The 22,302-nt window shown below is 55.1% G+C and carries 19 protein-coding genes and 3 pseudogenes; 8 read left to right on the forward strand and 14 right to left on the reverse strand.

Features of this window, described 5'->3' with window-relative positions; all coding sequences use genetic code 11:
• Nucleotides 1–2: 2 nt before the first annotated feature.
• From recO to rseD, 10 genes and pseudogenes are all read right to left on the reverse strand, one after another.
• Nucleotides 3–710 carry a DNA repair protein RecO gene (gene recO, locus PI91_RS19650; protein WP_008502180.1) on the reverse strand — a complete coding sequence of 236 codons (708 nt, stop codon included), beginning with the start codon at nt 708–710 and terminating at the stop codon, nt 3–5.
• A gap of 17 nt (nt 711–727) precedes the next feature.
• Complete coding sequence (era, locus tag PI91_RS19655) at nt 728–1,633, reverse strand: GTPase Era (RefSeq protein WP_008502181.1); 906 nt, start codon at nt 1,631–1,633, stop codon at nt 728–730.
• Entirely contained in the window at nt 1,630–2,310 is a 681-nt protein-coding gene (rnc, locus tag PI91_RS19660) for a ribonuclease III (protein WP_003860711.1), read from the reverse strand. The genes era and rnc overlap by 4 nt, the downstream gene beginning before the upstream one ends.
• Before the next feature lie 222 nt (nt 2,311–2,532).
• On the reverse strand, nt 2,533–3,507 hold the full coding sequence (lepB, locus tag PI91_RS19665; RefSeq protein ID WP_008502182.1) for a signal peptidase I: 975 nt from the start codon (nt 3,505–3,507) through the stop codon (nt 2,533–2,535).
• Nucleotides 3,508–3,522: 15 nt separating this feature from the next.
• Nucleotides 3,523–5,322, reverse strand: a complete 1,800-nt coding sequence (lepA, locus tag PI91_RS19670) for a translation elongation factor 4 (protein ID WP_008502183.1) — start codon at nt 5,320–5,322, stop codon at nt 3,523–3,525.
• A gap of 184 nt (nt 5,323–5,506) precedes the next feature.
• Nucleotides 5,507–5,982 (reverse strand): annotated as a pseudogene (gene rseC, locus PI91_RS19675) (SoxR-reducing system protein RseC).
• Nucleotides 5,979–6,932: a sigma-E factor regulatory protein RseB gene (gene rseB / locus PI91_RS19680; RefSeq protein ID WP_039266869.1), complete on the reverse strand. Its 954-nt coding sequence runs from the start codon at nt 6,930–6,932 to the stop codon at nt 5,979–5,981. Before rseB ends, rseC begins: the two are co-directional and overlap by 4 nt.
• Nucleotides 6,932–7,582 carry an anti-sigma-E factor RseA gene (gene rseA / locus PI91_RS19685; RefSeq protein WP_008502186.1) on the reverse strand — a complete coding sequence of 217 codons (651 nt, stop codon included), beginning with the start codon at nt 7,580–7,582 and terminating at the stop codon, nt 6,932–6,934. Before rseA ends, rseB begins: the two co-directional genes overlap by 1 nt.
• Before the next feature lie 31 nt (nt 7,583–7,613).
• Nucleotides 7,614–8,189, reverse strand: coding sequence for an RNA polymerase sigma factor RpoE (gene rpoE / locus PI91_RS19690; protein WP_039266870.1), 576 nt, complete (start codon nt 8,187–8,189; stop codon nt 7,614–7,616).
• Nucleotides 8,186–8,269 carry a rpoE leader peptide RseD gene (gene rseD / locus PI91_RS26645; protein WP_223605340.1) on the reverse strand — a complete coding sequence of 28 codons (84 nt, stop codon included), beginning with the start codon at nt 8,267–8,269 and terminating at the stop codon, nt 8,186–8,188. Before rseD ends, rpoE begins: the two co-directional genes overlap by 4 nt.
• A gap of 343 nt (nt 8,270–8,612) precedes the next feature.
• On the opposite strand from rseD, the gene nadB reads away from it, so the two are divergent.
• Nucleotides 8,613–10,232, forward strand: a complete 1,620-nt coding sequence (gene nadB, locus PI91_RS19695) for an L-aspartate oxidase (protein ID WP_039266871.1) — start codon at nt 8,613–8,615, stop codon at nt 10,230–10,232.
• Here the strand turns inward: nadB and PI91_RS19700 are convergent.
• Nucleotides 10,217–10,954, reverse strand: coding sequence for a tRNA1(Val) (adenine(37)-N6)-methyltransferase (locus PI91_RS19700; protein ID WP_023344703.1), 738 nt, complete (start codon nt 10,952–10,954; stop codon nt 10,217–10,219). The genes nadB and PI91_RS19700 overlap by 16 nt on opposite strands.
• Nucleotides 10,955–11,086: 132 nt before the next feature.
• On the opposite strand from PI91_RS19700, the gene srmB reads away from it, so the two are divergent.
• Nucleotides 11,087–12,415 (forward strand): ATP-dependent RNA helicase SrmB, encoded by a 1,329-nt coding sequence (gene srmB / locus PI91_RS19705; RefSeq protein ID WP_023344704.1) that lies wholly within the window; start codon nt 11,087–11,089, stop codon nt 12,413–12,415.
• A gap of 50 nt (nt 12,416–12,465) precedes the next feature.
• On the opposite strand, the gene grcA is transcribed toward srmB, so the two are convergent.
• Nucleotides 12,466–12,849, reverse strand: coding sequence for an autonomous glycyl radical cofactor GrcA (grcA, locus tag PI91_RS19710; protein ID WP_008502190.1), 384 nt, complete (start codon nt 12,847–12,849; stop codon nt 12,466–12,468).
• A 313-nt stretch (nt 12,850–13,162) separates the two neighbouring features.
• Between grcA and ung the strand changes: the two genes are divergently transcribed.
• Nucleotides 13,163–13,852, forward strand: coding sequence for a uracil-DNA glycosylase (ung, locus tag PI91_RS19715; RefSeq protein ID WP_023294333.1), 690 nt, complete (start codon nt 13,163–13,165; stop codon nt 13,850–13,852).
• A gap of 40 nt (nt 13,853–13,892) precedes the next feature.
• Here the strand turns inward: ung and PI91_RS19720 are convergent, their stop codons facing one another.
• On the reverse strand, nt 13,893–14,993 hold the full coding sequence (locus PI91_RS19720) for a tRNA/rRNA methyltransferase (protein ID WP_008502192.1): 1,101 nt from the start codon (nt 14,991–14,993) through the stop codon (nt 13,893–13,895).
• 204 nt (nt 14,994–15,197) lie between these two features.
• Between PI91_RS19720 and trxC the strand changes: the two genes are divergently transcribed.
• From trxC to PI91_RS19745, 5 genes and pseudogenes are all read left to right on the forward strand, one after another.
• The gene (trxC, locus tag PI91_RS19725; RefSeq protein WP_021241886.1) at nt 15,198–15,617 is read left to right on the forward strand and encodes a thioredoxin TrxC; all 420 of its coding nucleotides are present in this window, start codon (nt 15,198–15,200) and stop codon (nt 15,615–15,617) included.
• A gap of 69 nt (nt 15,618–15,686) precedes the next feature.
• Nucleotides 15,687–16,385, forward strand: coding sequence for a tRNA-uridine aminocarboxypropyltransferase (gene tapT / locus PI91_RS19730; protein ID WP_008502194.1), 699 nt, complete (start codon nt 15,687–15,689; stop codon nt 16,383–16,385).
• A gap of 35 nt (nt 16,386–16,420) precedes the next feature.
• Nucleotides 16,421–19,084, forward strand: a complete 2,664-nt coding sequence (gene pat / locus PI91_RS19735; RefSeq protein WP_023344705.1) for a protein lysine acetyltransferase — start codon at nt 16,421–16,423, stop codon at nt 19,082–19,084.
• A 110-nt stretch (nt 19,085–19,194) separates the two neighbouring features.
• A complete protein-coding gene (gene pssA, locus PI91_RS19740) occupies nt 19,195–20,550 on the forward strand; it encodes a CDP-diacylglycerol--serine O-phosphatidyltransferase (RefSeq protein WP_023294337.1) in 1,356 nt (451 codons plus the stop codon).
• A 45-nt stretch (nt 20,551–20,595) separates the two neighbouring features.
• A pseudogene (locus PI91_RS19745) lies at nt 20,596–20,916 on the forward strand (YfiM family lipoprotein).
• Here the strand turns inward: PI91_RS19745 and PI91_RS19750 are convergent.
• Nucleotides 20,913–22,199, reverse strand: a pseudogene (locus tag PI91_RS19750) (MFS transporter). The pseudogenes PI91_RS19745 and PI91_RS19750 sit on opposite strands and share 4 nt — an antisense overlap.
• Nucleotides 22,200–22,302: the final 103 nt, after the last annotated feature.

Below are 22,302 nucleotides of genomic sequence, written 5' to 3' on the forward strand. Positions count from 1 at the left end.
CGTTAACGTTTCGGCACAAACTGCCTGAATAATTCGCGGCTCTTTAAGGGCTTGCCGCCAAGATACGGCTTGAGGGCAATCCGGGTAAAGCGTTTTGCTGCGCGCAGGGTATCCTGATCGGGAAACTCGCGCTCATAAAGCGCCCTGAGCTGACGCCCGGTAAAGGTGCTGTTGTCGATCACGACGCTGGCAATGAAGCCTTTTTCTTCACGGTAGCGGTAGGTCATGGTGTCTTCCACTTCGTCACCGCTGCCCGCACAGTGCAGAAAATCGACCCCGTACCCAAGATGGCCCAGCAGCGCCAGCTCAAAACGCCGCAGCGCAGGCTCGGGCGTACCGGTTGCGCCAGCCAGCGCCTGGATACAGTGCAGATAATCAAAGAAAAGTTCAGAGAAGCGGGTCTCATGTTCAAGAACGCGTGAGATGAGTTCGTTGACATACAGACCGCTGTAGAGCGTGATGCCGGAGAGAGGAAGCGCCAGGGAGACGGCTTCGGCGCTGCGCAGGGTTTTGACTTCCCCTCGCCCACCAAAGCGGACCAGCAACGGCGTGAAAGGCTGTAAGGCACCTTTCAGGTTAGAACGTTTGGAACGTGCGCCTTTTGCAACAAGGCGCACGCGGCCCGACTCTTCCGTGAAGACGTCCAGCATCAAGCTGGTTTCGCTCCAGGGACGACTATGCAGGACAAAGGCGCGCTGCCATCCATCCATATGCTCGTCGTCTTGTGTTACTGGTCTTCGCCGTAACCGAGGCTGCGCAGAGCACGCTCATCATCGGCCCAGCCAGATTTCACTTTCACCCACAGTTCAAGGTGAACCGGCGCTTCGAACATCTCCTGCATGTCCTTTCGGGCTTCGATGCCGATGGTTTTGATCTTGGCGCCTTTATTGCCGATCACCATCTTCTTCTGCCCTTCACGCTCAACGAGGATCAGGCCGTTGATGTCGTAGCCGCCACGCTCGTTGCTCTGGAAACGCTCGATCTCCACCGTCACAGAGTACGGCAGTTCAGCGCCCAGGAAACGCATCAGCTTTTCACGGATGATTTCAGACGCCATAAAGCGCTGAGAGCGATCGGTGATGTACTCTTCCGGGAAGTGATGAATCGCTTCCGGCAGATGTTTGCGCACGATGCCCGCGATGGTATCCACGTTCAGCCCCGTCTCCGCAGACAGCGGAACGATGTCGAGGAAGTTCATCTGGCTACCGAGCCACTGCAGATGCGGCAGCAGATCGGCTTTTTCCTGCACGTTGTCCACTTTGTTGACGGCGAGGATGACCGGCGTTTTGCCGTCACGCAGCTTGTTCAGCACCATCTCGTCGTCCGGCGTCCAGCGGGTGCCTTCCACAACGAAAATCACCAGCTCCACGTCGCCAATCGAGCTGCTCGCCGCCTTGTTCATCAGACGGTTGATGGCACGCTTCTCTTCCATGTGCAGGCCCGGGGTATCGACGTAGATCGCCTGATACGCGCCTTCAGTATGGATACCGACGATGCGGTGACGCGTGGTCTGCGCCTTACGCGAGGTGATAGAAATCTTCTGCCCAAGCAGATTATTCAACAGGGTGGATTTGCCGACGTTCGGACGTCCGACGATGGCAATAAATCCGCAATAGGTCTTTTCTTCGCTCATTCCAGCTCCAGCATTTTTAACGCCTGTTCGGCGGCAGCCTGTTCAGCCTTACGACGGCTTGAACCTGTGCCCACCACCGGTTCACTCAGGCCACTGACCTGGCAATGGATGGTAAATTCCTGATCGTGCGCTTCGCCACGAACCTGCACCACCAGATAAGATGGCAGCGGCAGATGACGGCCCTGCAAATATTCCTGCAGACGCGTTTTGGGATCTTTTTGTTTATCGCCCGGGCTGATTTCGTCCAGACGGGTCTGATACCAGTTCAGGATCAGCTTTTCGACGGTCTGGATATCGCTGTCCAGGAACACACCACCAATTAATGCTTCGACCGTATCGGCAAGAATAGATTCACGACGGAAGCCGCCGCTTTTCAGCTCACCCGGCCCAAGACGCAGACATTCGCCCAGCTCAAATTCGCGCGCGATTTCCGCAAGGGTATTACCCCGAACCAGCGTGGCACGCATGCGGCTCATATCACCTTCATCCACGCGCGGGAAACGATGATAAAGCGCATTCGCAATCACGAAACTTAAAATAGAGTCGCCTAAAAACTCGAGACGCTCATTATGCTTGCTGCTGGCACTGCGGTGGGTTAATGCCTGTTGCAACAACTCCTGATGATGAAAAGTGTAGCCCAGCTTCCGTTGAAGCCGATTAATTACGATGGGGTTCATGCGATACCAATAAATGAATGCGTCAAAAATGCAGCACACGAAACCGACCTGAGAAAACCAACGCGGTTTCGTGTGCCGTGGCACCCTTGCAGGGCCAACCTTAAACTTCGGGGGAATATTCTATACACAACGACAGGGGATGTCGTTAGTTCGAAGAGATTTATCGGTGAAATAATTCATGTAGCCGCGTTAATTCGCGGCTACACGTTCATTTAGTGAGAATTAATGGATTCCGCCAATACGATTCAGGCGTACGCCGGTCGGCCATTCGCCTTCCTGCTTCTCAAAACTCATCCAGATTGCGGTCGCTTTACCGACCAGATTCGCTTCCGGCACAAAGCCCCAGTAACGGCTGTCCGCAGAATTATCGCGGTTGTCACCCATCATGAAGTAATGGCCTGGCGGTACAATCCAGCTTGCCAGCTGCTGGCCCGGCTGACGATAGTACATACCCACTTGATCCTGCGCGATTGGCACGGTGAGGATACGGTGCGTCACGTCACCCAGCGTCTCTTTGCGCTCAACCAGACGAATACCGTTATCTTTGGTTTCGCCTTTCGGTACCTGGAAGAATCCGCTACTCGCTTCGCCGCCGTTGTGACGGGCAAAGGTCTGCACAAAATCACTTGGCTCAACGTTCGAGTAAGTGATTGGCAGCGCGTTTTCACATGCAGTACCGGAGCTGCAGCCTGGCTGAACGGTGACTTCTTTCGCAACCGGATCGTAAGTCACTTTGTCACCCGGCAGACCTACCGCGCGCTTGATGTAGTCCAGGCGCGGATCTTCCGGATATTTGAACACCACGATGTCGCCACGTTTCGGATGACCGGTCTCGATCAGCGTTTTCTGGTAGATCGGATCTTTAATGCCGTAGGCAAACTTCTCTACCAGAATAAAATCACCAATCAGCAGCGTTGGCATCATTGAACCTGATGGGATCTGGAACGGTTCGTAAATAAACGAACGTACCACCAGCACAATCGCCAGCACCGGAAACACCGAGGCGCCCGTTTCCAGCCAGCCCGGTTTCGGACCGACTTTCTTCAGGGTTTTCGCGTCAATACCATCGCCAGTGGCTGCCTGTGCGGCAGCCTGACGCTCACGACGTTTTGGGGCGAAGATAAACTTATCCAGACACCACAGCAGACCTGTCACCAGGGTAGCAATGACCAGGATCAGGGCAAACATGTTCGCCATGCCAACTCCTTAGGGTTATTTGCCGTCTTTACCAACATGAAGGATGGCAAGGAATGCTTCCTGCGGCAGCTCGACGTTACCGACCTGCTTCATACGCTTCTTACCTTCTTTCTGCTTCTGCAGCAGCTTTTTCTTACGGCTGACGTCACCGCCATAGCACTTCGCCAGAACGTTTTTACGCAGCTGTTTCACGGTAGAACGCGCGATAATGTGGTTGCCAATGGCCGCCTGAATCGCGATATCGAACTGCTGACGCGGGATCAGATCTTTCATCTTCTCAACCAGCTCGCGGCCACGGTATGGCGCATTGTCGTTGTGGGTGATCAGCGCCAGCGCATCCACACGCTCGCCGTTGATCAGCACGTCCACACGCACCATGTTGGAGGCCTGGAAGCGTTTGAAGTTGTAATCCAGTGACGCATAGCCACGGGAGGTGGACTTCAGACGGTCGAAGAAGTCGAGTACCACTTCCGCCATCGGGATTTCGTAGGTCAGTGCGACCTGGTTACCGTGGTAAACCATATTGGTCTGCACGCCGCGCTTCTCAATACACAGCGTAATGACGTTACCGAGGAATTCCTGCGGCAGCAGCATGTGACATTCGGCAATAGGCTCACGCAGCTCGTGAATATTGTTCAGCGGCGGCAGCTTGGACGGGCTGTCGACGTAGATCACTTCTTTCGAGGTGGTTTCAACTTCATACACTACCGTCGGCGCGGTGGTGATCAGGTCCAGATCGTATTCACGCTCCAGACGTTCCTGAATGATCTCCATGTGCAGCAGGCCGAGGAAGCCGCAGCGGAAGCCGAAGCCCAGCGCCGTTGAGCTTTCTGGCTCGTAGAACAGGGAGGCATCGTTCAGGCTCAGTTTGCCAAGCGCATCACGGAAGTTTTCGTAGTCGTCAGAGCTGACCGGGAACAGGCCCGCGTAAACCTGCGGCTTCACCTTTTTAAAGCCTGGCAGCGCTTTTTCTGCCGGGTTACGCGCACCTGTCAGGGTATCGCCCACCGGCGCACCGAGGATGTCTTTGATGGCGCACACCAGCCAGCCTACCTCGCCGCATGTCAGCTCGGTACGGTCAACCTGTTTTGGCGTGAAGATACCCAGACGGTCGGCGTTATAGACCTGTCCGGTACTCATAACCTTGATTTTGTCGCCTTTGCGCATGGTGCCGTTTTTAATACGCACCAGGGAGACAACGCCCAGATAGTTATCGAACCAGGAGTCAATAATCAGCGCCTGTAGCGGGGCATCCGGATCGCCTTCCGGGGCCGGAATATCACGTACCAGACGCTCCAGAACGTCGGTCACGCCGACGCCGGTTTTCGCAGAGCAGCGCACGGCATCGGTCGCGTCAATGCCGACAATATCTTCAATCTCTTCCGCGACGCGCTCAGGATCGGCGGCTGGCAGGTCAATCTTGTTCAGAACCGGCACAACTTCGAGATCCATTTCCATCGCGGTGTAGCAGTTTGCCAGGGTCTGGGCTTCAACGCCCTGCCCGGCATCGACGACCAGCAGCGCGCCTTCACAGGCCGCGAGCGAGCGTGAAACCTCATAGGAGAAGTCAACGTGGCCTGGGGTGTCGATAAAGTTCAGCTGATAGGTTTCGCCATCAGCCGCCTTGTAATCCAGCGTGACGCTCTGCGCCTTGATGGTGATACCGCGTTCGCGTTCCAGGTCCATGGAGTCCAGAACCTGGGCTTCCATTTCACGATCAGACAGGCCACCGCAAATCTGGATAATACGGTCAGACAGCGTCGACTTACCGTGGTCAATGTGAGCAATGATCGAAAAGTTACGTATGTTCTTCATATAGTTAAATAATTATGCCTTACGAATTCCTGGAGGCCGCTGTTCTTAGCCTGACGTTTTTCAGTGCGAAAACGCAGCATTCTACACTACATCTCCGCTACCTGGAAATGGACTTAGCGCCAGGTATAGCGTGAAGAAAGGACGTTTTCTGTTTTAAGACGTAAAAATGACAAAGCCCGATGAATCACCGGGCCTCAGAAGAGAGCGTCTCAACGCGAAGCTGGTCTGGCGCCAGCCCAACGCTGAGAATGACAGGCTGCCACTCCTCGCGCGCGGCAAGCGTCGGGGAGAGGCCTTTGGCAAGCCAGAATCCCCCAGACCACCTAATGCGGCACCGCACATGGCGGCTCCGTCGGTGCCAAACAGCATCTGGAAAACGCCGCCCATGATAAACAGCCCGAGCAGCGGAGAGAGATAGACCAGCATGGCGGAGCTGAGCAGACTGCCTTCCGCGATGCCGAGTTCAACTTTCTGCCCGGCCATCAGCGGCTGTTCGCTCGGCACAGAAATCGTGTGCGAGGTTTGCGGCCCGAGCTTATTCAGCACGCGGCTGCCGCAACCGGCTCGGGATGCGCAGCTATTGCATGAGGCTTTTACATCGCAGCTCACCAGCGCAATGCCGTTTTGCCACGAGACTACCGTCGCCCATTCTTTGATCATTGTGCGGCCCTGAATTTAATGCTGTCGGAGATGCGCTTCGCCGTTTGCGGAGGAAGTTCCCCCACAATGGTGATCTCTGCATTATCGCGTACCGTTGTGCTCACCGTACGGCGCCCGGTACGCAGGATTTGTTCAGTGCTGTTTGCCGTTGCGCGATTGATATTCACCGAGAAGCTGAACAAACCATCGGAATAGAGGCGTGATTCCACCGGCGTTTCAATCGTTGGCAGCTGGCGACGGCTGCTGGACACTTCGCTAAATCCTTGCGGGATCCAGGCAGGTACCCAGTTGAAATTAACGGAATCGCCTGCCGGAACGGAAAGCAGCGGCGGCAGGCTGGCCTTAGCCAGATTCTGCATGCTGTTGCCAACCTGGTTATTCACGCTAAAGGAGATAACGCGGAACTGTTCCAGCGTTTCACCGTCACGGTCAAGCAGGTCTACACGCATGGGGAGTTTGGTTTCCGCGTCAATCCAGACAATATAGCTGTAGCGCGTTCCATCCCGGGCGACAACGCGGATCACCTCACACAGTCTGTCCGCAATACGCGTACGCCCTACCGAAATAAAATCGTAGTAAGGGGCAAGCCGTTTGAAGTCGGTGTAAATGAGTGACGGCAGGGAATCAACGATATAGTCGCCATTGAGCGTGAAAGGCTCCAGGCCGGGTTCGAAATAGCTGATTTCGTTACCACGCTGGACAACTTCCCGACGCGGGCCATCCATCTGTAAAAGCTGGGCGAGCGGCTGATTATCAAGACGGGCATGGCGATAGCGTAACGACTCGACGCCCTGCTTATTGATGCTGATAAATGCCAACTCGTAATTGAGTGACTGGCTGGCCAGATTCATTTGCTGCAACAACGCCCCGGATGATACATCAGCCGAGGCGTTGGCAGAGAAGAACAGGCTACCCGCCATCAGAGATATGGCGAACCAAAGTTGCTTCATTACTGCGATTGCGTTCCTAAAGTTTGGTTTCCCGGCACCTGCACAGCAGCTTGCTGTGTCTGCGCCTGCTCAAACTGAAGCTGTTCAGAGTGCAGACGACGCTGCAACTCGTAATCCTGCAACATCGCATTAATGCGACGGCGCTGCTCCTGAACCTGCTGTTGCTGGCCGCCGCTGGCGGAAGCATCAGCCGGTACGCCCAGGCTTACCGGGCTGGCTTTGCCCATCATCGGCAGTGTGTTAAACACTGGCGCTTCTGGCTGCTGATTAGTTTCAGACTGAGTATTATAGTGCTGGACGCCAACGATAACTGCAAGCGATACGCATGCAGCCACACCCATTTGGGTAAGCTGGCTGGCCCACGGACGCACCTTTTGCCAGAATGGCATTTTCTGCCACTGGTGAGGTGCGGGTTGAGCTTCAGGAATCAGCGGAGTGGTCTGATGAACAGGCTCATTCTCAATCGCCGCCATGACGCGGGCTGAGATATCGAAATGGAGAACCTCGCCGGTGTCACCGCGAAGGGTGTCACGGATGAGATGGTAACTCTCCCAGGTCTCTTGCATTTCGGGAGAATGAGACAGCTCGTTGAGCAGCTCACTATCCACCGTTTCACCATCCATTAAAGCGGAAAGTTTTTCTTTCTGCATGCCTAATACCTTTTCCAGTATCCCGCTATCGTCAACGCCTGATAAGCGGTTGAACTTTATTATCAATAGCTTCTCGCGCACGGAAAATTCGTGAACGTACCGTGCCGACCGGACAATCCATGATAGCGGCTATCTCTTCATAGCTCAGACCATCCAGCTCCCGTAACGTAATTGCCATGCGTAAATCTTCCGGGAGCGACACGATCGTGCGAAAAACGATTTGTCTCAGTTCTTCTGACAACATTAAGTTCTCAGGGTTCGAAATTTCTTTCAATGCGCCGCCACTTTCGAAGTTTTCGGCGTCGATTGCGTCCACATCACTAGAAGGCGGACGACGGCCCTGAGCGACCAGATAATTCTTTGCCGTATTGACCGCAATACGGTACAGCCAGGTATAAAAAGCACTATCTCCCCGGAACGAATCCAGCGCGCGATAGGCCTTAATAAAAGACTCTTGCACCACATCAGGCACATCACCTGACGGTACATAGCGGGAAACCAGGCTCGCCACCTTATGCTGGTAGCGCACCACCAGTAAGTTAAAGGCTTTCTGATCTCCCTTCTGGACCCGTTCAACCAGGACCTGGTCCGTTAACTGCTCGCTCATCCGAGGTAATGTCTCCCCAAACCTAAATTCCACGCGTTATCGAAACGCCACTCTAAAAATACCGCACTTTGAGCAAGCACCGAATTAGAGTGTCTGATCTTCAATAAGTTCCGTAACGCCTTTGTTTTTGTTCATCGCGCCGCAGACTGTTCATTTTCTCTCATTATAAGTCTGTTCACGATACGCACCACTTTCTGACAAGAAACATCTTTTTCCCGCCAGAAGAGTAACGCAACCCAGTCTTTATTTCATCACAAAATCTGACGCTAACGATCTGCTTCGCAAAATAATTTCACTCATTTACCCTCCGTTTACCTCCGCTTACGCGTTTAGCCATTGCAACACCCGTTAAAAAAAACGTGCGATAAATCGCATTCAGGTGCTATTCTGAGTCAACACTGTTTAGTAAATTAAACAACAATCATGAACACAACACCTGAACTCCATTGTGATGTACTGATCATCGGCAGCGGTGCTGCCGGTCTCTCTCTGGCGCTACGCCTGGCGGAGCATCAAAACGTTATCGTTCTGAGTAAAGGGCCGATAAGCGAGGGTTCCACGTTTTATGCCCAGGGCGGGATTGCCGCGGTGTTTGATGAGACAGACAGCATTGCCTCCCACGTCGACGATACGCTGATTGCCGGGGCCGGGATCGTGGATGCGCACGCCGCAGAGTTTGTCGCCAGCAATGCCCGCCATTGCGTTCAGTGGCTCATCGACCAGGGCGTCTTATTCGATACGCAGGTTCAACCCAACGGTGAAGAGAGCTATCACCTGACGCGCGAAGGCGGCCATAGCCACCGCCGCATCCTGCACGCAGCGGATGCCACCGGAAAAGAAGTGGAGACCACGCTGGTCGGCAAGGCGCTGAGCCATCCTAATATTCGGGTGCTTGAACGAAGCAATGCCGTTGATCTGATTATCTCCGACAAGATTGGCCTGCCGGGCACGCGTCGTGTGGTGGGCGCCTGGGTGTGGAACCGCAATAAAGAGAAGGTGGAAACCTGCCAGGCGAAGGCTGTGGTGCTGGCCACGGGCGGCGCCTCTAAAGTGTATCAGTACACCACGAACCCGGACATTGCCTCCGGAGACGGTATCGCGATGGCCTGGCGCGCCGGCTGCCGGGTGGCGAACCTTGAGTTCAATCAGTTTCATCCAACCGCCCTGTTCCATCCTCAGGCGCGCAACTTCCTGCTGACGGAAGCCCTGCGCGGCGAAGGCGCCTATCTGAAACGCCCTGACGGCACCCGCTTTATGCCGGACTTTGACGCCCGTGGCGAACTGGCCCCGCGCGATATCGTTGCCCGCGCCATCGACCATGAAATGAAGCGTCTTGGCGTGGACTGCATGTATCTTGATATCAGCCACAAGCCAGCAGAGTTTATTCGTCAGCACTTCCCGATGATTTACGAAAAACTGCTCAACCTTGGCATCGATTTAACCCGCGATCCGGTACCCATTGTGCCAGCCGCCCACTACACCTGCGGTGGGGTGATGGTTGACGATCATGGGCGTACCGATGTGGATGGTCTTTATGCTATTGGTGAGGTCAGCTATACCGGACTTCACGGCGCGAACCGTATGGCCTCTAACTCGCTGCTGGAGTGCCTGGTCTACGGCTGGTCTGCCGCAGAAGACATCACGAAACGCATGCCCTACGCCCGCGAAACAGAGCGCCTGCCTGCCTGGGATGAAAGCCGCGTGGATAACCCGGACGAGCTGGTCGTGATCCAGCACAACTGGCATGAGCTACGGCTGTTTATGTGGGATTACGTGGGGATTGTGCGCACCACGAAACGTCTTGAACGCGCGTTGCGCCGCATCACTATGCTGCAGCAGGAAATTGACGAGTATTATGCCAATTTCCGCGTATCGAATAATCTACTGGAGCTGCGCAACCTGGTGCAGGTTGCCGAGCTAATCGTTCGCTGCGCGATGATGCGTAAAGAGAGCCGCGGGTTGCACTATACCCTGGACTACCCGGATCAGCTTACTGAATCCGGCCCGTCGATCCTCGCCCCGCAGGTTTACATAAACAGATAAAACGCCTGGGTCAGGGCAGTGTAATCTTCGGAATAACGCTGGTCTGGCCCACGGATCACCATTCGATCGTTAAAGCATTCACCCTCTTTCGGCGAGAGCGCCAGCAGCACGCGGTGCGGCAGTCGGCCTTCCGTATCCGAAATATCGGTACGCAGACGCAACGTCCAGCCAATCTCCTGCGCGATACCGATGAACGTGTTGCCGGTACTCTCTGGCAGGACCACGCAGAAAAATCCTTCTTCGGAGATGAGTTCGGCCGCGCTGGTGAGCAGCGCTTTATGATCGAGGGAACCGGTATAACGCGCCTGTTCACGCTCGGGTGTCCCGCACTCAACGCCGGGCTCGTAGTAGGGAGGGTTGCTGACGATCAAATCGTAACGCGCGGTTTGTTCAGGCGCCCAGGCGAGCACATCCGCACATTCCACTTTCATGCGGGCTGCCCAGGGCGATTCGGCCATATTGTCACTCGCCTGCTCTGCCGCCTGCGCGTCCAGTTCGACGGCATCAATGGTGACATGCTCTTCCGTGCGCTGCGCCAGCATCAATGCCACCAGCCCGCTGCCGGTGCCGATATCAAGAATACGCTTAACCCCTGCGACAGGCGCCCACGCTCCCAGTAAAATACCGTCTGTACCGACCTTCATGGCACAGCGATCGTGAGCGACAAAAAATTGTTTAAACGTAAAACCATCGCGGCGCAGTTGCGCTTTGAGTTGAGACATGTCGGGGCAACCTTCTAAGTGAAACTGGAGTAGCATAGGGGAAAGCGAAGTGGCCGAAAAGCGATATCCATACAAACAGATGAAGATTACAGCCGTAACGTCTATAATCAGCGCCCCACACAGAGGTAGAACATGACTGTAACGACTTTTTCCGAACTTGAACTCGATGAAAGCCTGCTCAATGCACTTGAGAGCAAAGGCTTCACACGCCCGACCGCCATTCAGGCAGCGGCCATTCCGCCTGCGCTTGAGGGCCGCGATGTGCTCGGTTCTGCGCCAACCGGTACGGGGAAGACTGCAGCCTATTTGCTGCCTGTGTTGCAGCATCTGCTCGACTTTCCACGTAAAAAATCTGGCCCGCCTCGTATTTTAATCCTGACGCCGACGCGCGAACTGGCCATGCAGGTGGCCGATCACGCGCGTGAACTCGCGGCAAATACCCATCTGGATATCGCTACCATCACCGGCGGCGTTGCGTATATGAACCACGCCGAAGTGTTCAGCGAAAACCAGGACATCGTCGTTGCGACGACAGGCCGCCTGCTGCAGTACATTAAAGAAGAGAACTTCGACTGCCGCGCGGTTGAAACGCTGATCCTCGACGAAGCCGACCGTATGCTGGACATGGGCTTCGCACAGGATATCGAGCACATTGCCGGGGAAACGCGCTGGCGTAACCAGACCATGCTGTTCTCTGCCACCCTTGAAGGGGAAGCGATTAAAGACTTCGCAGAGCGTCTGCTGGAAGATCCGGTAGAAGTGTCGGCGACGCCGTCCACCCGTGAGCGTAAGAAGATCCACCAGTGGTACTACCGCGCGGACAACCTTGAGCACAAGGTCGAATTGCTGAAACACCTGCTGAAGCAGGAAGATGCGCTGCGCACAATCGTGTTTGTCCGTAAGCGCGAGCGCGTGCACGAGCTGGCAGAAATGCTGCGTAACGCCGGGATCAACAACTGCTATCTTGAAGGCGAGATGGCGCAGATCAAGCGTACTGAAGGCATTAAGCGCCTGACCGACGGTCGCGTTAACGTGCTGGTTGCCACAGACGTTGCCGCTCGTGGGATCGACATCCCTGACGTCAGCCACGTCATTAACTTCGATATGCCGCGCAGCGGCGATACCTATCTGCACCGTATTGGCCGTACCGGCCGCGCGGGCCGCAAAGGTATTGCGATTTCACTGGTCGAAGCGCATGACTACCTGCTGCTGCAGAAAATTGGCCGCTATGTTGACGAGCCGCTGAAAGCGCGGGTTATTGATGGCTTGCGCCCAACCACACGTGCGCCGAGTGAAAAAATGACGGGTAAACCGTCCAAGAAAGCGCTCGCGAAACGTGCTGAGAGAAAAGAGAAAGAAAAAGAGAAACCGCGCGTGAAGCAGCGTCACCGCGACACCAAAAATATTGGTAAGCGCCGTAAGCCAAGCTCTGCCGCGCCAGAGACAAAAACGGAAGAGTAAAAAAAGCCGGGGAAATCCCCGGCTTTTTTATTCCCCCCGTAGCTGAAGCCTTACAGGCTTTCAGTAAAGGTACGCGCGATAACGTCGCGCTGCTGTTCTGGGGTCAGAGAGTTGAAGCGTACCGCATAACCAGACACGCGAATGGTCAGCTGCGGGTATTTTTCTGGATGCTCAACCGCGTCCATCAGCGTTTCGCGGCGCAGTACGTTTACGTTCAGGTGCTGACCACCTTCCACGCGCACTTCTGGCTTCACTTCCATTGGAATTTCACGGTATTCGATTTCGCCCAGTTTGCTCACCGGCACGATTTCATCTTCAGCAAAACCCGCTTTCGCGACGACACAGCGCGCTTCGTTTTTCTCGCTGTCCAGCAGCCAGAAAGAGTTGAGCAGATCGTCATTTGCAGCTTTAGTAATCTGGATACCTGTAATCATGTGTTGCCTCCCTAGGCTACATTAACTGATGTCGGCCTCTCGCGGCCAATTGGTAAAACCATTGTTTCTTGTGTGTATATATATCATTCACACCCCGGTGATTTATTGATTTAAATCAACAAAAACACCAACCACATAAAGAGTGTGGTTTGAATTTATTGCTTTAGATCAATTTCACGACCTTACCAATTCAATTTAACCTGCACATTTTCAACATAAATTTAGCGACTTAGCGCACATTTCGGCGTGGAATTTTGCTCACCGGGCTTTAGCAGGTAAGCTAGTCAGAGATTGAGATTCGCAGGAGAGCGAGATGACGACACCTTTAACCTGGCATGACGTGCTGGCAGAAGAAAAGCAGCAGCCCTATTTTATCAATACGCTCAACACCGTTGCGGCTGAGCGTCAGTCCGGACAGACGATTTACCCGCCGCAGAAAGATGTGTTCAACGCCTTTCGCTACACCGAACTGAGCGATGTGAAAGTGGTCATTCTGGGCCAGGATCCCTATCACGGTCCGGGCCAGGCGCATGGGCTGGCGTTTTCCGTACGTCCGGGCGTGGCGATCCCCCCTTCTCTGCTCAATATGTATAAAGAGCTTGAAGGAACCGTGCCCGGGTTTACCCGACCAAACCACGGCTACCTGGAAAGCTGGGCGCGCCAGGGCGTGCTGTTATTGAACACGGTACTCACCGTGCGGGCCGGCCAGGCGCACTCGCATGCCAGCCTGGGCTGGGAGACGTTCACCGATAAAGTCATCAGCCTGATCAACGAACACCGTGAAGGGGTCGTGTTTTTACTGTGGGGATCGCACGCGCAGAAGAAAGGGGCGATTATTGACCGCCAGCGTCATCACGTGTTGAAAGCGCCGCACCCGTCACCGCTGTCTGCACATCGCGGTTTCTTTGGCAGTAATCATTTTGTTCTGGCGAACGAATGGCTGGAAAAACGTGGCGAAACGCCAATTGACTGGATGCCTGTGTTACCGGCAGAGAGCGAGTAGTATTTGAATGTGCCGGGTCAGGCCCGGCACATGAAGAGGCTTATGCCTTATTCTGACGCCACCATTCGGCCAGCAGTACGCCGGTTGCAACGGATACGTTCAGACTTTCCACATTGCCTGTCCCATCGATTGAGACGCTCAGATCCGCACTGGAGAGCGCTGCATCAGACAGACCATCGCGTTCCTGACCCAGCACCAGCACCATCTTGCGTGGCAGCGTCGCTTTAAACAGCGGCGTACCGGCATGGCTCGAGGTAGTCACGATGGAATAACCCGCTTTACGGAACTGCTCAAGGGCATCCAGCACGCTGTCGCCGGTGATCGGCTGTACGTGCTCGGCTCCGCCTTCCGCAGTACGGATCGCGGCACCGGATTCCAGCAGCGCGGCATCCTGCAACAGTACGCCTTTCACGCCAAAGTGCGCGCAGCTACGCATCATCGCACCCAGGTTATGCGGGTTGCCCACATCTTCCAGCGCCAGCACGCAGTCATCGGCATCCGCCTGGCTGACCCACTGCTGCACGGTGGTGCCGTTACGTTTTTTGATCAGGAAGCAGACGCCGCCGTGGTGTTCGGTACCGGATGCTTTGGTCAGCTCGGCATCATCAACCACGTGGTAGGCTTTGCGGTTTGCCGCCATCCAGCGCAGCGCTTCTTTAAAGCGCGGGGTTACGCTCTGAATAAACCAGGCGCGGACGATACATTCAGGACGGCTCTGGAACAGCGCCTGGCAGGCGTTCTCGCCATACACGCGGGTCTCTTCCGCACGCTGACGGCGCAGCACTTCCGGGTCGATAAAGCTTTTACCGCTGATACCGCCGTGATCGGCCTTTTCTGGCGTTTCGTCGCCAGGGGCACGAGAAACGGTGCGCCACGGGGAGGCGTTATCACGTGAGAAGTCATCCCGCGGACGGTCATCGCGTTTGCGATCGTCACGCTTGCGGTCATCACGTTTGCGGTCATCACCGCGGTTGTTTCTGTCATCGCGGGCGGGGCGACGGCCACCGTCTGCACGAGAAGACGCCGGACGCCCGCCACCTTTTCCGGTACGCGGATTTTGGGTGCGTTTATCAGAGTCATCATCACTGCGGACATACATCACTTTGACCTTGCCGCTTTTGTTTTTCATTTCGTCGTTCATGCTTTTCTCCACCAGCGCTGCGCGAAGCGCGCAGATTACCCGATGTGCCAGCGCATAGCCATAATTTCGTACAAAAGCCTGTGACTATTGTTCTCATTGAATAAAACGCATTGTTGTTTCAAACAGGCTCATTGATAATATGTAACATATTAGAAACATTATCGGCGTCTTGCCGCTGTCCCACGGCTCTATCAGAGGTTAGTTATGAATACCGTATGTGCCAACTGTCAGGCTCTTAACCGCATTCCGGACGATCGGATTGAAGATGGTGCGAAATGCGGACGTTGTGGCCATGAATTGTTTGATGGCGATGTCATTAACGCGACGGGTGCTACGCTGGACAAACTCCTCAAGGACGATCTGCCTGTCGTAGTGGATTTCTGGGCGCCCTGGTGCGGCCCATGCCGAAGCTTCGCGCCGATCTTCGAAGACGTGGCCGAAGAACGCAGCGGGAAAATACGTTTCGTTAAGGTCAATACTGAAGCTGAACCTGAACTGAGCGCCCGTTTTCGCATTCGCAGCATCCCGACGATTATGATTTTCAAAAAGGGTGAAGTGGTCGACATGCTCAACGGTGCGGTGCCTAAAGCCCCGTTTGATAGCTGGCTTAACGAATCACTGTAACATTCACGGGGCACATCTTGTGCCCCGTTCCCGCCTCTGCGAAAATAGGGTTTTTCCTGCATTTCGCCCATGACTGATAACGCTGTTCTTCAATTACGCGCCGAACGCCTTGCGCGCGCCACCCGTCCGTTCCTCGCGCGCGGAAACCGTATTCGCCGCTGTCAGCGTTGCCTGCTGCCGCTGAAGGTTTGCCTGTGCGAGACGCTGACCCCAAGTTCGGCACAGAGCCGTTTTTGTCTGGTCATGTTTGATACCGAGCCGATGAAGCCCAGCAATACTGGTCGCCTGATTGCCGATATTCTGCCGGATACCGCGGCGTTTCAGTGGTCCCGCACGGAGCCCCCTCAGGCCCTGCTCGACTTAGTGGCAAGCCCGGACTATCAGCCGATGGTCGTTTTCCCCGCGTCATATGCAGGTGTCGATCGCCAGGTGCTTTCGACGCCGCCATCCGGTAAACCGCCGTTGTTTATTATGCTGGACGGCACCTGGACCGAAGCGCGAAAAATGTTTCGCAAAAGCCCTTATCTCGACGCACTGCCGGTGATTTCTGTCGATCTGTCCCGCGTCTCCGCCTACCGCCTGCGTGAAGCGCATGCTGACGGGCAATACTGCACCGCCGAAGTGGCCATTGCGCTTCTGGATCTGGCGGGTGATACCGCTGCGGCTGGCGCCCTGGGCAACCATTTCTCCTGTTTCCGGGAACGCTATCTGGCAGGAAAAACCGTTCATAAGGGCAGCGTCACAGCAGCCGAGACGGAAAGCGTTTAAAATCATCAGGTCGCTTGCATTCACAGGAGGCCTGCATGAGCCAGCGAGGGTTAGAAGCGCTACTTCGTCCTAAATCCATTGCCGTCATCGGCGCATCAATGAAACCGGATCGTGCTGGCTATCTGATGATGCGCAACCTGCTGGCCGGGGGATTTAATGGCCCCGTCATGCCCGTCACGCCAGCGTATAAGGCGGTTCAGGGAGTGCTTGCATGGCCTGATGTACAGAGCCTGCCTTTCGTACCGGATCTGGCCGTACTGTGTACAAACGCGAAACGGAATCCGGAGCTGCTGGAATCGCTCGGCAAGAAAGGCTGTAAAACCTGCATTATTCTCTCGTCTCCGCCTGAACAGAAAGCCGAGCTTCTGGCCTGCGCCAGTCGCTATCAAATGCGCATTCTTGGACCAAACAGTCTCGGCCTGCTCGCCCCCTGGCAGGGCTTAAATGCCAGCTTCTCTCCGGTTCCGATCCGCAAAGGCAAGCTCGCGTTTATCTCGCAGTCGGCTGCGGTATCGAACACCATCCTCGACTGGGCGCAGCAGCGTGAAATGGGATTCTCCTACTTCATTGCTCTCGGCGACAGTCTGGATATCGACGTTGATGAGCTGCTGGATTTTCTGGCGCGCGACGGTAAAACCAGTGCGATCCTGCTTTATCTTGAGCACCTCAGCGACGCGCGTCGTTTTGTCTCGGCGTCGCGAAGCGCGTCGCGCAATAAGCCGATCCTGGTAATCAAAAGCGGGCGCAGCCCTGCGGCTCAGCGTCTGCTGCAGTCGCATTCCGGCATGGATCCCGCCTGGGACGCCGCTATTCAGCGCGCGGGTTTGCTGCGGGTACAGGATACGCACGAGCTTTTTTCCGCCGTTGAGACGTTAAGCCATATGCGCCCGTTGCGCGGCGAGAAGTTAATGATTGTCAGTAACGGCGCCGCTCCTGCCGCACTCGCGCTGGATGAGCTGTGGCGGCGCTTCGGCAAGCTGGCCACGCTGAGTGAAGAGACGCTGCAGCGCCTGAAAGATGCGCTTCCGACCAGCGTGACGCCCGGCAATCCTCTTGATTTACGCGATGATGCCAGCAGCGAGCGCTATATCAAGGCCATTTCCATTTTGCTGGATAGCCAGGATTTCGACGCGCTGATGATTATCCACTCCCCCAGCGCGGTCGCGCCGGGCAGCGAAAGCGCGCGCGCGCTCATTGAGGCCGTGCGCAACCATCCGCGAGGCAAATATGTCACCCTGCTCACCAACTGGTGCGGTGAGTTTTCTTCGCAGGAGGCGCGACGCCTGTTCAGCGAAGCCGGACTGCCAACCTACCGCACGCCGGAAGGCACCATAACCGCGTTTATGCATATGGTGGAATATCGCCGCAACCAGAAACAGCTCCGCGAGACGCCGGCGTTGCCCGGGAATTTGACGGCCAATACCGTTGACGTTCACCGGCTGTTGCAGCAGGCGATTGAAGAAGGTGCGACGTCGCTGGATACGCATGAGGTCCAGCCCATTCTGGGCAGCTACGGGATGCAGACCCTGCCGACCTGGATCGCCAGCGACAGCGCTGAGGCCGTGCATATTGCCGAGCAGATTGGCTATCCGGTTGCCCTGAAGCTGCGCTCCCCGGATATTCCGCATAAGTCTGACGTTCAGGGGGTGATGCTCTACCTGCGGACGGCGGCAGAGGTGCAGCAAGCAGCCGATGCCATCTTCGATCGGGTCAAAATGGCCTGGCCGCAGGCAAGGATCCACGGCTTGCTGGTGCAAAGCATGGCTAACCGCGCAGGCGCTCAGGAGTTACGCGTGGTGGTCGAACACGATCCCGTTTTCGGCCCGCTCATCATGCTGGGTGAAGGCGGCGTGGAGTGGCGCCCGGAGGAGCAGGCCGTGGTGGCGTTACCGCCGCTGAACATGAACCTGGCGCGTTATCTGATCATCCAGGCGATTAAAAGCAAAAAGATCCGCGGCCGGAGCGCGCTACGTCCGCTTGATATTGCCGGGCTAAGTCAGTTCCTGGTACAGGTCTCTAACCTGATTGTGGATTGTGCCGAGATCCAGCGGCTGGACATTCATCCGCTGCTCGCCTCCGGCAATGAGTTTACGGCGCTGGACGTGACCCTGGATATCGCGCCATTCGAAGGAGACAGCGAGAGCCGTCTGGCGATCCGCCCGTATCCCCTGCAGCTGGAGGAGTGGGTTGAGATGAAAAATGGGGAACGCGCCCTGTTCCGCCCTATTCTGCCGGAAGATGAGCCCCAGCTGCGGGCCTTTATCTCTCAGGTCACGAAAGAGGATCTTTATTATCGCTATTTTAGCGAAATCAACGAATTTACCCACGATGATTTAGCCAATATGACCCAGATCGACTACGATCGAGAAATGGCGTTTGTTGCCGTTCGTCGCGCCGATAAGGGTGATGAGATCCTCGGCGTCACGCGTGCGATTTCTGACCCGGATAACGTCGATGCGGAGTTTGCCGTGCTGGTGCGCTCCGATCTTAAAGGTCTGGGCCTGGGAAGACGACTGCTGGAAAAACTCATCAGTTATACGCGAGATCACGGATTGTTACGCCTTAATGGCATTACTATGCCTAACAATCGCGGTATGGTGACCCTGGCGCGAAAACTTGGGTTTGACGTTGATATTCAGCTGGACGAAGGTATTGTTGCCTTATCCCTCAGTCTGACATCAGCAGACAAACGCGAGTAAGCTACTGGAAATGTTACCCACTTTGGACGGGACTGGTGGTATCATTGTCCGCTTATGTTGTTTGCATAGTACAGACAACCCTTCAATGAACAGAGAAGAAACGCACTGTGATGTTGTCAAAATTTAAGCGTAATAAACATCAACAACACCTTGCTCAACTACCGAAGATTTCTCAGTCAGTTGATGATGTAGAGTTCTTTTACGCTCCCGCTCATTTTCGGGAGACGCTTCTGGAAAAGATTGCCAGCGCCACGCGACGCATTTGCATTGTGGCACTGTATCTTGAACAGGATGAAGGCGGGCGCGCGATCCTGAACGCGCTCTATGAAGCCAAACGTCAGCGTCCGGAACTGGATGTTCGCGTGCTGGTAGACTGGCATCGCGCTCAGCGTGGCCGTATTGGCGCTGCTGCATCAAACACCAATGCTGACTGGTATTGCCGCACGGCGCAGGAAAATCCTGGCGTTGACGTGCCTGTTTATGGCGTCCCGGTGAATACCCGTGAAGCGCTCGGCGTTCTTCATTTCAAGGGGTTCATCATTGATGACAGCGTGCTATACAGCGGCGCCAGCCTCAATGATGTCTACCTTCATCAGCTCGATAAATATCGCTACGACCGCTACCATCTGATCCGTAATCCGCAGATGGCCGATATCATGTTCAACTGGGTTGATAAAAATCTGGTTCATGGCCGCGGCGTTAATCGTCTTGACGATCCCGAGCGTCCGAAAAGCCCGGAGATCAAAAACGATGTTCGCGCCTTCCGCCAGGAGCTGCGCGATGCGGTCTATCATTTCCAGGGCGATGCGAACAACGAAGAGTTATCCGTTACCCCGCTGGTAGGGCTCGGCAAATCAAGCCTGCTGAACAAAACGATCTTCCATCTGATGCCGTGTGCGGAGCAGAAGCTGACTATCTGCACGCCATACTTCAACCTTCCTGCCGTGCTGGTGCGTAATATCATTCAGCTGCTGCGCGAGGGTAAAAAAGTGGAAATCATCGTGGGTGATAAAACGGCAAATGACTTCTTCATTCCCGAAGATCAGCCGTTCAAAATCATTGGTGCGCTGCCCTATCTCTATGAGATTAACCTGCGTCGTTTCCTGAGCCGCTTACAGTATTACGTCAACACTGACCAGCTGGTTGTGCGTCTCTGGAAAGATGAAGACAATAGTTACCATCTCAAAGGCATGTGGGTCGACGATGAGTGGATGCTGCTGACAGGTAACAACCTGAACCCGCGCGCATGGCGACTGGATCTGGAAAACGCTATCCTGATTCATGACCCGCAGCATGAGTTAGCCGCCCAACGTGAACGCGAGCTGGAGCTGATTCGCACCCATACGACCGTGGTGAATCACTACCGCGAACTGCAGAGCATTGCCGATTATCCGGTAAAAGTTCGCAAGCTTATTCGCCGCTTACGTCGTATCCGTATCGACCGACTTATCAGCCGTATTCTGTAATATCCAGGCCCTGTCACCCGCAGGGCTTTTTTATGGAGCCCGTTGATGCGTATTCCTCTGGTACTGAGTGTGCTCTTCCTGAGTGGCTGTAGCCATATGGCTAACGATAGCTGGTCCGGACAGGACAAAGCACAGCATTTCCTCGCTTCCGCGATGTTGTCCGCAGCGGTAATGAATATGCCCAGCACCAGGGATACAGCCGGATCGTAGCGCGGCGATCGGGTTGATGTTCTCAGTAGGTCTTGGGGCATCAAAGAACTGTGGGATAGCCGCCCCGCAGGGAGCGGCTGGAGCTGGAAAGATTTCGCCTGGGATGTCGCCGGCGCAACGACCGGCTATGCCGTATGGCAGATGGCGCGCTATTAAAGTCGAATGCCTTTCCCTTTGCGATGCAGCATCAGGGAGACAACAAACGCCAGTGCCCCCATTCCCGTTACGTACCAGAAGAATGTCGTTTCGCTTCCCCATGATTTAAGCGACAGCGCGACGTACTCCGCCGATCCGCCAAACACCGCGTTGGCTACCGCATAAGAGAGCCCTACCCTAACGCGCGGACCTGCGCCGGGAACATCTCGGCTTTCAGTATCCCACTGATGGAGGTATAGAAACTGACAATCACCATCGCCACCATAACCAGCGCAAAGGCGGCATACGGTGAAGAGACATGCTGAAGCGCTGTCAGAATGGGAACGGTACATAATGCCGATAATCCGCCAAAAATGAGCATTGAGGTACGTCGGCCAATTTTGTCCGAGAGCGCACCGACGATCGGCTGTATGAGCATAAAGACAAACAGCGCCGCGGTCATGACCACACTGGCGACGTTGGCGTGCATGCCGGTGGTATTCACCAGGTACTTTTGCATATAGGTGGTGAACGTATAAAAACTGAGAGAGCCGCCCGCAGTGAAGCCCAGCACCATCAGGAAAGCTTTGCGGTTACGCCATAACCCTTTGAATGTTCCCGCCTCCTTCAGCATACGGACCTCTTTCTGAGAGGTTTCATCTAACTGACGGCGTAACCAAAGTGCGACGATCGCCAGCACGGCCCCCATTGCGAAAGGAATTCGCCATCCCCAGGCATGAAGTTGTTCGTCCGTCAAAATCTGCTGCAGGATCACCACCACAAGAATGGCAGCAGTTGACCGCCAATCAGCGTGACGTACTGGAATGAGGCGTAAAAACCTTTACGGCCTTCCAGGGCAATTTCGCTCATGTAGGTCGCACTGGTACCGTATTCACCGCCCACCGATAATCCCTGAAATAAGCGGGCCAGCAAAAGTAGCGCCGGTGCCCAGGTGCCAATCGATTCATATCCCGGTAAGCAGGCGATCACCAGCGAGCCAAAGCACATCATACACACCGAGATCAGCATCGAGGCCTTACGCCCTCGACGATCCGCAATACGGCCGAACGCCAGCCCCGATGGGTCGCATTAAAACCCTGCGGCAAAACCCCAGCCGTTTGTAGCAGCTGTGTCGTGGTGTTGCCGGATGGGAAAATATGTGCGAAGTAGAGTGAACAGAATGAGTAGACGTAAAAGTCGAACCATTCAACCAGATTCCCTGAAGAGGCGCTGATGATTGCCCATACCCTTCTTCGGGTATCACTGTGAGCCAGCGTCCCGTGTGATGTCATGCTTTCTGTCATTGTGATTATGCTCCTGCCATAAACTGCGGCGTATTGAGCCAGAAGGCTCAATAACCTCGTAAATGAAATGTTATAATTTTGTTATAAATAACATTGCGACAGG

Source organism: Enterobacter sp. FB (assembly GCF_000805795.1).
GTDB lineage: Bacteria > Pseudomonadota > Gammaproteobacteria > Enterobacterales > Enterobacteriaceae > Enterobacter > Enterobacter roggenkampii.